This window comes from Actinomadura geliboluensis, assembly GCF_005889745.1.
Classification (GTDB): Bacteria; Actinomycetota; Actinomycetes; order Streptosporangiales; family Streptosporangiaceae; genus Spirillospora; species Spirillospora geliboluensis.
Window position 1 is genome coordinate 1 of the sequence record NZ_VCKZ01000304.1, and the last position, 11,202, is coordinate 11,202.

At 74.0% G+C, this 11,202-nt stretch carries 9 protein-coding genes and 1 pseudogene; 3 read left to right on the plus strand and 7 right to left on the minus strand.

What is annotated here, in order from left to right; all coding sequences use genetic code 11:
• Positions 1-3: 3 nt before the first annotated feature.
• The 5 genes from ETD96_RS31825 to ETD96_RS31845 form a co-directional block, all read right to left on the minus strand.
• Complete coding sequence (locus ETD96_RS31825; protein WP_138640189.1) at positions 4-543, minus strand: DUF1707 and FHA domain-containing protein; 540 nt, start codon at positions 541-543, stop codon at positions 4-6.
• Positions 544-700: 157 nt separating this feature from the next.
• A complete protein-coding gene (locus ETD96_RS31830) occupies positions 701-1,912 on the minus strand; it encodes an acyl-CoA dehydrogenase family protein (RefSeq protein ID WP_138640190.1) in 1,212 nt (403 codons plus the stop codon).
• 68 nt (positions 1,913-1,980) lie between these two features.
• Positions 1,981-3,072: a DUF3616 domain-containing protein gene (locus ETD96_RS31835; RefSeq protein ID WP_138640191.1), complete on the minus strand. Its 1,092-nt coding sequence runs from the start codon at positions 3,070-3,072 to the stop codon at positions 1,981-1,983.
• A gap of 62 nt (positions 3,073-3,134) precedes the next feature.
• Positions 3,135-4,304, minus strand: a complete 1,170-nt coding sequence (locus ETD96_RS31840) for a cytochrome P450 (RefSeq protein ID WP_138640192.1) — start codon at positions 4,302-4,304, stop codon at positions 3,135-3,137.
• Between the two features lie 91 nt (positions 4,305-4,395).
• Positions 4,396-5,790, minus strand: coding sequence for a KamA family radical SAM protein (locus tag ETD96_RS31845; RefSeq protein ID WP_138640193.1), 1,395 nt, complete (start codon positions 5,788-5,790; stop codon positions 4,396-4,398).
• A 142-nt stretch (positions 5,791-5,932) separates the two neighbouring features.
• Between ETD96_RS31845 and kdd the strand changes: the two genes are divergently transcribed.
• Together kdd and ETD96_RS31855 are read left to right on the plus strand one after the other, a co-directional pair.
• Entirely contained in the window at positions 5,933-7,009 is a 1,077-nt protein-coding gene (gene kdd, locus ETD96_RS31850) for an L-erythro-3,5-diaminohexanoate dehydrogenase (protein WP_138640194.1), read from the plus strand.
• A 52-nt stretch (positions 7,010-7,061) separates the two neighbouring features.
• Positions 7,062-8,393, plus strand: a complete 1,332-nt coding sequence (locus ETD96_RS31855) for a DUF2252 domain-containing protein (protein WP_138640195.1) — start codon at positions 7,062-7,064, stop codon at positions 8,391-8,393.
• Between the two features lie 21 nt (positions 8,394-8,414).
• On the opposite strand, the gene ETD96_RS31860 is transcribed toward ETD96_RS31855, so the two are convergent.
• Entirely contained in the window at positions 8,415-10,007 is a 1,593-nt protein-coding gene (locus ETD96_RS31860; RefSeq protein ID WP_138640196.1) for a PP2C family protein-serine/threonine phosphatase, read from the minus strand.
• Between the two features lie 100 nt (positions 10,008-10,107).
• On the opposite strand from ETD96_RS31860, the gene ETD96_RS31865 reads away from it, so the two are divergent.
• Positions 10,108-10,908: an SAM-dependent methyltransferase gene (locus ETD96_RS31865; RefSeq protein WP_138640197.1), complete on the plus strand. Its 801-nt coding sequence runs from the start codon at positions 10,108-10,110 to the stop codon at positions 10,906-10,908.
• 49 nt (positions 10,909-10,957) lie between these two features.
• On the opposite strand, the pseudogene ETD96_RS45180 reads toward ETD96_RS31865, so the two are convergent.
• Positions 10,958-11,202: pseudogene (locus ETD96_RS45180) on the minus strand (hypothetical protein); the annotation flags it as partial.

Below are 11,202 nucleotides of genomic sequence, written 5' to 3' on the forward strand. Positions count from 1 at the left end.
GTGTCAGGGGGCGGTGGCGACGAAGCTGGCGTTGCCGAACCCGACCTCGTCGCCGGGCCGCAGCCGGACCGGGCCGGTCAGCCGCCAGCCGTTCACCCGGGTGCCGTTCATCGACCCGAGGTCGGAGATCATCCAGCCGTCCCCGGCCCGGTAGATCTCGGCGTGGAACCGCGAGACGGTGAGGTCGGTGAGGATGAACTGGCAGGCGGGGGCGCGGCCGACGACGATCCGCTTCAGCTCCGCGGGCGGCAGCATGAACCGCGGCAGCCGCGGCGCCCGCCAGGCCGCCTCGATCCGCGCGGTCACCTGCGACACCGACGACACGAGCCCGGTCAGCCGGTCGATGACGCGGTTCTGCGGGGGGAGGTCGTGCACGATGTCGGCCAGCTCGGCCTGGCTGCGCGCCCGCAGCACCTGGTCGACGCGGCGCTCGAACGTCTCGTCCGACATCCGGCCCTCGGCCACGCGGTCGCTCAGGACGCGCAGGGCCCGGTCCCGCTGCGTGTCGGACGCTCTCACCGGGAATGAGCCCTGACCGTCCATGGCTGTGAGTATCCAGTCCCCATCGTCGGCTGTCCAGAAAGGGCCGTCGGCCCAGGGGGACGGGCGATCGCCCTCACCCGCCCCCCACCTTTTCGATGGCCGGCCCGCCGCGGAAGTTCGCGGCGGGCGCCGTCTTTCCGGTGCCGGACGCGCGGGGTCAGCGCGACAGCAGGTCGCGGGCGATGTGCGTCACCTGGATCTCGTCGGTGCCCGCGTAGATCTGGAACGACTTGGCGTCGCGGGCGAGCTGCTCGACGCGGTACTCGCTCATGTAGCCGTTGCCGCCGAACAGCTGCACCGCCTCCTGCGCGACCTCGCTGGCGGCCTGCGCGGCGTACAGCTTCATCGCGGACGCCTCGGCGAGCGTCATCGGCCGCCCGGCCCGCTGCATCTCGATGTGCCGGAACACCAGGTTCTGGACGTTGAGCCGCGCGACCTCCATCTTGGCCAGCTTCAGCTGGATGAGCTGGAAGTCGCCGATCCGCTGCCCCCACAGCTCGCGGGTCTTGGCGTACTCGACCGACAGCTTCAGGCACTCCTCGATGACGCCGAGCGCCATCGCGGCGACGCCGGCGCGCTCGGTGACGAAGTTCTGCTTGGCCGACTCCTTGCCGCCCTGCGAGCCGGAGGTGAGCAGGCGGTCGGCGCCGGCGCGGACGTCGTTGAGGAACAGCTCGCCGGTGGGGGAGGAGTGCAGGCCCATCTTGCGCAGCGGCTTGCTCTGCTCCAGGCCCTCCATGCCCCGGTCGAGGACGAACGTCAGGATCTCCCGGTCGCGCGCCTCCCGCCCGTCGTCGAGCTTGCAGTAGAAGACGATGGTGTCGGCGTAGGGGCCGTTGGTGATGAAGGTCTTGCTGCCGTTGATGACGTACTCGTCGCCGACCTTCCTGGCGGTGGCCTGCATGCCGCCGAAGGCGTCCGAGCCGGAGTTGGGCTCGGTAATCGCCCAGGCGCCGACCTTCTCCATGGTGAGCAGCGGCAGCGCCCAGCGCTCCTTCTGCTCGGGGGTGCCGCGCTTCATGATCGTCCCGGCGGCGAGGCCGAGCCCGACCCCCATCGCCGACACCAGGCCGGGCGCGACCTTGCACAGCTCGATGACCGGGATCATCGTCATTGCGGCGCTCCCGCCGCCGGGCCGGTCCTCCTCGCCGGACTCCCGCGCCTCGCCCGCACGCTCCTTGGCGATGCGGGCGTGGAAGGACGAGCGCGCCATCTCGTCCATCCCGAACGTCTTGTACAGACCGCGGAGCAGGTCGTAGGGCGGCAGCTCGCCCGACTCCAGCGCGTCCAGGTTGGGCCGGACCTCGGCGTCGATCCAGCCGCGCACCGCGTCCCGGATCATCAGGTCTTCCTCGGACCACTCGATCATGCTCTCGTCCTGCCCCTTCGACTCCTGCCGGTTGCAGGGCCATCCAAGCAGATGAGGCAAGCGAGCGCTTATTCGGGTAGCGCGACCACGTCGGCGAGGACGCCGCCGCCCGCGGTGAGGCGTGCGGGGGCCGGGCTGTCGTAGACGACCAGGACGCGGGTGCCGGGCTCGTCCAGCACGGCGATGCCCTCGGCGTGGTCGTCGCCGTCGCCGTAGGGCAGGTCGCCCAGCGTCTCCAGCTCCTCGGCCGGGACGATCCCGGCGGCGTCCGCGCGGGCCGCGCCACGCCAGCGCACGACCCGCACGGGGCCGTCGAGGTCCATGCTCGGCCCGGTGAGGACGAGGAGGTCGTCGCCGTGCGGGCACAGGTCCCGGATGCCGAGGCCGCCGAGGTCGAGGAAGTGCGTCCGGTACAGGTCCCCGTCGCCGTCTTCGTCCCCGTCGCCGTCGCCGAGGGGCAGCGGGCGCAGCTTGCGCGGGTCGCGGGGGTCGGTGCCGGGGCGGATCTCCACCAGCACCGCCCAGCCGCGCAGCACCGGGCCGCGCAGCCCGATGTAGAGCCGGTCGCCGTGCGCGGCGATGCCCTCGATGTCGATGCCGTTGTCCTTGCTCGGGATGCCCAGGAACGGCGCGAGGTGGGGGTCGTCCTCCAGCAGGTCGGTGAGGGAGTCCTTGTCCAGCCCGAGCACGGCGGCGGTGCGGCCGCCGTCCTCGCGGACGACGGCGGGCAGCCCGTCCTCGCCGGTGACCAGGGGGAGGCGCGCCAGGATGAAGCGGTTGTCCTCGCGGACGACGGTGGCCAGCCGCTTGCGGGCCTTCGCCGCGCTCTGCCCCGGCTTGACCTTCTTGCGCTTGAGGCTGTGCGACCCGATGGCCCACAGCCAGCCGTTGGCCCGCGCCAGGCCCTCGATGTCGGCCTCCTCGTCGGGGCCGGCGGGCAGCGGCACCAGGTCGGCGAGCGCGACCGTGGCCTGCCCGTCGTAGCCGGTCACGCGGCCGTCGCCGTCCAGCACGGCGGTGAGCCGCTCGATGGTGGCGGTCTCGTCGCCCGCCACCCACAGGCAGCGGCCGTCCTGCCGTACGGCGGACAGGTTGGTGTGCGTCCCGGCTTCCCGGCTTTCCGCTCCGAACCGGAGTTCGACCCGGCGTTCCACGATCATGGGCGACATGCTCCCATATCCGGCGGCCCTTCATGCCGGGGAAAAGGGGCCTGAACTGGCCTTCAGCGGTCCCAGCGGACGTCCAGCCGCGGCGGCTTGCGGAACACCAGCCCGTGCGGGCGGGCCGGGCGGCCGGGGTCCAGGCGCAGCCCCGGCAGCCGCCCGAGCAGCGCGCCGAGCGCCGTCCGGGTCTCCAGCCTGGCCAGGTGGGCGCCGAAGCAGAAGTGCGGGCCGTGCGCGAACGCCAGGTGCTCGGCGGCGTTGGCGCGCCGCACGTCGAAGCGGTCGGGGTCGGGGAAGACCGCCGGGTCGCGGTTGGCGGCGGTGATCGACACCCGCACCAGCTCGCCCGCGCGGATCGCCGTCCCGCCGAGTTCGGTGTCGCGGACGGCGTACCGGTCGACGACGGCCGCGGCGGGCTCCAGCCGCAGCGACTCCTCGATCGCGGCGGGGAGCAGATCCCGGTCGTCCAGGACGAGCTTGAGCTGCACGGGGTGCCCGAGCAGGTGCAGCGCCGCGTTGGCGATCATGCCCTCGGTGGTGTCGATGCCGCCGAACATCAGGATCGCCGCGTTCGCCACGACCTCGGCCGTGGCGAGCCCGGCCTCGTCGCGGGCGGCCTCGGCCAGCAGCGACCCGGGCCGGGACGCGGTGATCGCCTCCTCGACGGCCGCGGTGAGCAGCCGGTACGCCTCGGCCGCGGCCATCGGGGCGGTGCCGCCCGCGGTGATGGCCGACACCGCGTCCACGAACGCCCCGTACCAGGACCGGACGGTCGCCGCGTCCACGCCCTCCAGGCCGAGCGCCTCGGTGACGACCGCGACGGCCAGCGGCCCGGCGAGCGCGCCGCGCAGCTCGGCCCGCCCGTCCGGGGCGAGACCGTCCACCAGCCGGGCCGCCTCGGCCTCGACGAACGCGGTGAACCGCTCGCGGGTCCGCGCCGGGCGGAACGGCCGCGCGAACGGGTCGCGGTGCCGGGTGTGGGCGGGGCCGTCCAGTGACAGCATGCTGGGCCCGACGACCTGCGCGGTGGAGAAGCGCGGGTCGTCCACGGTGAAGGTCGCGGCGTCGCGCAGCACCCGCAGGGCCAGCTCGCGGGAGGTCACCAGCCGGCCGCCCAGGGCGGGGACGAGGGCGACGGGGTCGCGCTCCCGCAGCCGCGCGAGGTGCGGGTAGGGGGCGTCCGCCAGGTCGGCGGCGGTCAGGTCGGCGGCGGCCGGCACGGTGGTCATCCGTCCGAGGATACGGCCCGGCGCTTATGATCTACAACGTAAAGGCGCCGGGTTGGTCGCGCGTCGCGGCACCTCACGCGGTCGCGGCACCTCACGCGGCGGTGGAGCGTTCCCGCCACCACGCCCGGCCCGCCTCGGGCAGGGTGTCGATCGGGTCGTAGTACTCGTAGCGGCGGGTCAGCGCGTCCGGGTCGGACAGCTCCAGGCCGGTGCGGTAGTTCTTCGTCCAGTAGGAGACGCCGCGCTCGCGGTCGTAGTCGGCGAGCTGGTGCACCCACCGCTTGCCGACGTAGGGGACGTCGCAGACGATGCGCGGGGTGGCGAAGCCGGGCAGGTAGCCCATGATCGCGTGCTGCAGCTCCTGCGCCTCCCAGACGGCGAGCCGCCAGTGCTCGCTGTGCGGGATCATGTCGCACATGTACAGGTAGTACGGCATGATCCCGGCCTCGTCGAGCAGCGCGAACGACAGGTCGAGCAGCGCCTCCGGCGTGTCGTTGACGCCCCGCAGCAGCACGCCCTGGTTGCGGACGTCGCGGATGCCGGTGTCGAGCATCGCGCGGGCCGCCCGGGCGACCAGCGGCGTCACCGACTGGGCGGCGTTGACGTGGGTGTGGATCGCGATCTGCACGCCGCGCCGGTGCGCGGTGGCGGCCAGCCGCTCCATGCCGGCGCGGACGTCGTCCTGCAGCCAGTGCTGCGGCAGGCCCATGAGCGCCTTGCTGGCCAGCCGGATGTCGCGGATGCTGTCGATCTCCATCAGGGACGCGACGAACGACTCCAGCCGCGGCCAGGGCATGTTGGCGACGTCGCCGCCGGACACGACCACGTCGCGGACGCCGGGGGTGCGGCGCAGGTAGTCGAGCATCGCGCCGAGCCGGTCCGGCGGCTTGATCGTGAACTTGTGCTTGTCGACGTTCGGCGTGGAGTTGCCGACGAGGTCCATGCGGGTGCAGTGCCCGCAGTACTGCGGGCAGGTCGGCAGGAGCTCGGCCAGCACCTTGGTGGGGTAGCGGTGGGTGAGGCCCTCGACCGCCCACATCTCGGCCTCGTGCAGCGAGTCGCGGGTCGCCAGCGGGTGCGACGGCCAGTCGGTGCGCCGGTCGCTGAACACCGGGAGCATGTAGCGCCGCACGGGGTCGGCGTAGAAGGCGTCGGTGGAGGAGGAGTCCATCGTGTTGAGCATCTGCGGCGGCAGCAGCATCGACATCGTCGCGCGCTCGGCCTGGTCGCGCTCCAGGTCGGCGTAGAACGACTCGTCCAGCCGGTCCCCCATGAGCTGGCGGAGCTGCCGCACGTTCTTCACGCAGTGGGCCCGCTGCCACTGCGCCGACTCCCACTCGTCCTCGGTGACGTCCCGCCAGCCGGGCAGGCGCCGCCAGTCGGGCTCCTCCAGGGGCCGGCGCCGGTAGGCGTACGGCTGGCGTGCGGTCCCGTCGGACGCGCGGGCGCCGGCCGCGGCCGCGTCCGGGTGCAGGGCAGTGGTCATCGTCGACCGCCTCCTAGCCTCACATTGATCGCGCAAAACTCTTGTATGGGCCCGACGTTACGGGAAGACTTTCGTCGAAACTAGTGGTGCCCTGAACATCTTGCGCTACACCGGGCGTTTTCGGAAGAGAGGCGGGACGGCGATGACCGACGGCGGGACGGCCCTCACGGGCGGGGGCACGGGCACGGGCGGCGGCACGGCGGTGGGGCTGCACCGGGTGCTGGAGCCCGCGGGCGTGCTGCCGCAGGCGGCGCACCGCCTCGACACCGACCCGCGGATCCGGCCCGACGAGGTCCGCATCGGCGTCGAGCGGCTCAACCTGGACGCCGCGTCCTACCGGCAGCTGCACACCGCGCACGGCGGCGACCCCGCCGCGATCCGCGCCGAGGTGCTGCGGATCATCGGCGAGCGCGGCAAGATGCACAACCCCGTCACCGGGTCGGGCGGCATGCTCGTCGGCGTCGTCGAGGAGGCAGGCCCGGAGTCGCCGCTCGGCCTGGAGCCCGGCGACCGCGTCGCCACCCTCGTCTCCCTCACCCTCACCCCCCTCGCCGTCACCGACGGCCTCGCCGGCTGGGACGGGCTGTCGGAGCAGGTGCCCGCCCGCGGCCACGCGATCCTGTTCGCCCGCTCCATAGCCGCCGTCCTGCCCGGCGACCTGCCGGTCCCGCTCGCGCTCGCCGTCATGGACGTCTGCGGCGCCCCCGCCCTCACCGCCCGGGTCGTCGCCGCCCGCAGCGCCCCGGCGGTCGCGGTGCTCGGCGCCGCCGGCAAGTCCGGCTGCCTGGCGCTGGCCGCCGCGCGCCGCGCCGGCGCGGCCCGCGTGATCGGGCTCGTGCCCACCGCCGAGGAGGAGGAGCGCCTCACCGCGTCCGGGCTCGCCGACACCGTCGTGCGCGCCGACGCCCGCGACCCCGTCGCCGTCGCCGCCGCCATCGGCGAGCCGGTCGACGTCACCGTCGTGTGCGTGGACGTCCCCGGCTGCGAGCACGGCGCGATCCTCGCCACCGCGTCCGGCGGCACCGTCGTGTTCTTCTCCATGGCGACCTCCTTCCCGGCCGCCGCGCTCGGCGCCGAGGGCCTCGCCGCCGACGTCACGATGCTCATCGGGAACGGGTACGTCCCCGGGCACGCCGAGACCGCCCTTGACCTGGTCCGGACGGAACCGGCGGTGCGCGCGCTGTTCACCTCCCGGACGGGTCCGGATTCGGCACAATGACCGGGAACGCCCCGGCAGCGGCGGGGCTCACCCGATCATCGAGGGAGAGAGAATGGCGAGCATCACCGAGGAGCTGCGCGGGCGCGACCCCAAGGAGCGCCGGGCGCAGATCGTCGACGTCCTGGTCGACGCGTTCTCGGACCTGATGGAGCGCAGCCCCGCCGAGTTCCGCCGCCGCTTCCGCAAGATGGCCTCCGACCCGTTCGCGTTCTACCGGGGCAGCGCCTGCCTGTTCTACGCCGACATCGCCGGCGACGACGACCCGTGGGCCGACGAGCGCACCTCCCGCGTATGGATCCAGGGCGACCTGCACGCCCAGAACTTCGGCACCTACATGAACGACGACGGCGTGTTCGTCTTCGACGTCAACGACTACGACGAGGCCTACGTCGGCCACTTCACCTGGGACGTCAAGCGGCTCGTCGCGAGCCTGGCGCTGCTGGCCTGGCAGAAGGCGATCTCCGACGCCGACATCCGCCGGCTCATCGAGACCTACGTGCGCGCCTACGTCGACCAGGTCCGCAGGTTCGCCGAGCACGAGGGCGACGAGAAGTTCGCGCTGACCCTCGACACCACCGACGGCTACGTCCGGGACGTGCTCGTCGCCGCGATGGGCGGCACCCGCATCGGGCTGCTGGCGGAGATGACGGTCGTCGACGGCGCCGAGCGCCGCTTCAGGGACCGGCCCGGCGTCCGCCGCCTCGGCGACGCCGAGCGCGCCGAGGTCGAGGCCGCCTACCAGGAGTACCTGACCACGATCCCCGCCGAGAAGCGGTTCGGCAGCCTCACCTACCAGGTCAAGGACATCGTCGGCGCGTCCGGGTTCGGCATCGGCTCGGCCGGCCTGTCGGCCTACAACATCCTGGTCGAGGGCAACACCCAGGCGCTGGAGAACGACGTCGTCCTGTCGATGAAGCAGGGCAACGTCGCCGCGCCGAGCCGCGTCGTCCACGACGAGCGCATCCGCGCCTACTTCCAGCACCACGGGCACCGCACCGCCGTGTCGCGCCGCGCGCTGCAGGCCAACAGCGACCCGTGGCTCGGCCACACCCGGATCGGCGGCGTCGGCTACGTCGTGCAGGAGCTGTCCCCCTACGAGGAGGACCTCGACTGGGGCGGCCTCACCGAGCCCGAGGACATGCTCTCGGTGCTGGACGACCTCGGCCGCGCCACCGCCAAGGTGCACTGCGTGTCCGACACCGACTCCGACCACACCCTCGTCGGCTTCCAGGTCGAGGACGCCATCAACGCGGTGATCGGCCCGGACGAGTCGGCGTTCGTCGAGGCGATGGTCGCGTTCGGCACCCGGTACGCCGAGATCGTCCGCGACGACCACACCTACTTCGTCGACGCGTTCCGCAACCACGAGATCCCCGGCCTGTAGGGCGGGGCCGCGCCTCCGGGGTCAGGACGCGGGGCGGATCAGGAGCAGCGCGATGTCGTCGTGGCCCTGCTGGTCGGACAGCAGGGCCAGGACGCCGTCGGCGGTGTCCTCCAGCGACGCGGACCGGGAGGCGACCAGCGCCGACGCCAGCCGGGCGATGCCCTCGTCGATGTTGCGCATGCGGCTCTCCACCAGCCCGTCGGTGTAGAACGCCAGGGTGGCGCCCGCCGGGATCTCGGCCGCCAGCTGCTCGTAGGCGGGCGGGTGGTCGGGGTCGGACACGCCGAGCGGCAGCCCGTGCGGGAACGCGAACCGCCGCGCCGTCCCGTCGGGCAGCGCCAGCAGCGGCGGCGGATGCCCCGCGCACGCCACCTCGCAGCGCAGCGTCGCCGGGTCGCACACCATGCACAGGCACGTCGCGAACTGCGCGGCGTCCAGGTCCTGGGCGATGGAGTCGAGCCGCTCCAGCACCTCGGCGGGCGGGAACTCGCAGCCGGCCAGGGTGTGCGCGGCGACCCGCAGCTGCCCCATCGCGGCGGCGGCGGTGACGCCGTGCCCGACCGAGTCGCCGATCACGACCGCGACCTTGTCGCCGGGCAGCGGGACCACGTCGTACCAGTCGCCGCCGACGCCGCTGCGCGCCGGCCGGTAGCGGTGCGCGATCTCCAGGCCGGGCGGGACGGTGATCCCGGCGGGCAGCAGCCCGGCCTTCAGCGCGGTGGCGGTGCGGTGCTCGCGCCGGTACTGGCAGGCGTTGTCGACGCAGGTCGCGGCGCGCCCGGCGAGCTCGGCGGCGAGCGCGGTGTCGGCGGCGGCGAACGGCAGCCGGCCGCGCTTGCGGCTGAACACCGCGAACCCCAGCGCCCGGCCCCGCGCCACCAGCGGCACCGCCAGCAGCGACACGTGGTCCAGCAGCCCGTCGATGACGCGGCCGGTGCGCAGCGCCATCGTGTCCTGGATGGCGTCGCCGCCGAACTCGACCATGCCGCCGGTGGTGAGGCAGCGGGCGTAGGGGGTGGACGGCGGGTAGACGATGACCTCGTTGACGGGGAACTCGCGGGCCCACTCGCGCGGGTCGTCCTCGGCGAACGCGACCGCGAGGCGCCGCACGACCGCCGAGCCGTCGGCCTCCGCGGCGGGCTGGTCGTCGTCGGCGAGGAGCCGCTCCAGCACGTAGATGGCGCCGGCGTCGGCGAACCGGGGGACGGTCACGGCGACGATCTCGCGGGCGGTGCGGTGCAGGTCGAGGGTGGAGCCGATGCGGCGGCCCGCCTCGTTGAGCAGTTCCAGCCCGTCGGCCCAGGGCGGCGACACCGTCAGCACGGCGGCGGTGCCGCCGTCCGCGCACACGATCGGGGCGCAGGTGACCGAGACGCCGTCGCCCGACAGCGGCAGCACCCCGGACCACGGGTGGCCGGAGGCGGCCAGCTTCAGCGCGGCGGCGAGCGGCTCGGCGGCCCCGGGCCGGCCGAGCAGGCCGGGCAGCGCGGCGCCGACCGCCTCGCCCGCGCCGCGGGCGAACAGGCGCGCGGCGCCCTCGCTCCACCCGGTGACCCTGCCGTCGGGGGCGAGCAGGACGGTCACCGGCTCCGGTCGTGCGGGCTGTTCGGACATCGGTCCTCGCTGTCCCGGTTGCGGGCGCTCGGCGGAGCGGCTCGGGTTACGCTGAGTCCGCCCCGCGACGGCCACCCCTCGGTCATTAGGGAGACGATGCATGGACTCCGAGTGGATCCCACCCGAGGTCGACAGTCGAAGGCCAAGCGTCGCACGGGTCTATGACTTCCTGCTCGGCGGAGCCTACAATTTCGCGTCAGATCGTGATCTGGCGACGGGGCTGCTGCGGGTGGAGCCGCAGGCCCGGGAGCTGGCGCGGGCGAACCGGGCGTTCCTGCGGCGCGCGGTCCGCACGCTGGCCGCCTCGGGCGTGGCGCAGTTCGTCGACATCGGCTCGGGCATCCCGACGCAGGGCAACGTGCACGAGGTCGCGCAGAGCGTGAACCCGGACGCGCGGGTGGTGTACGTCGACAACGACGACGTCGCCGTCGCGCACAGCCGCGCGATCCTGGCGGGCAACGACCAGACCGCGATCCTGCAGGCCGACATGCGGCGCCCGGCCGACATCCTCGCCGACCCGGAGCTGAAGCGGCTGGTCGACCCGTCCGAGCCGGTGGCGTTCCTGCTGGTGGCGGCCCTGCACCTGGTCAAGCCCGAGGAGGACCCGGGCGGGATCGTCGCGGCGTTCCGCGACGCCGCCGCCCCCGGCAGCCACCTGGTGGTCTCGCACCTCACCCATGAGGCGCAGCCGGGCAAGACCGCCGCGATCGGCAAGCTCTACGACCGGGCCAGCTCCCCGGCGGTCGCCCGCTCGCACGCGGAGATCCTGCGGTTCTTCGACGGCTGGGAGCTGCTCGACCCCGGCCTGGTGTACGTGCCGCTGTGGCGCCCGGACGAGGGCGAGACCGTCGACGACCCCGAGCGGTTCCTGGTCTACGGCGGAGTCGGCCGCCTCCCCTGACGCCCCGCTCCGCCGGGCCCGGCGCGCGCCGCCCGTTCGCGGGCGCGTCTCAGCGGGCGAAGGCGATCGCGGTGCCGGCGCTGATCACGACCGCGAGGACGACCAGGACGAGCGAGGTGTCCAGCGGGTCGCGGCGGCGCGGCGGCGCCTTCACCGCGCGCGGCGCGGTGTGCGCCGGCTGCGGGGACGCCTGCTCGGGCTTCTTCGCGGGCGGCGGGGCCGGGCGCGTGCGCGGCGGCGCCGGCGGGGCCTGCGCGTCGACCGGCCGGGGCGGCGGCGCCGCCGGCCCCGGCG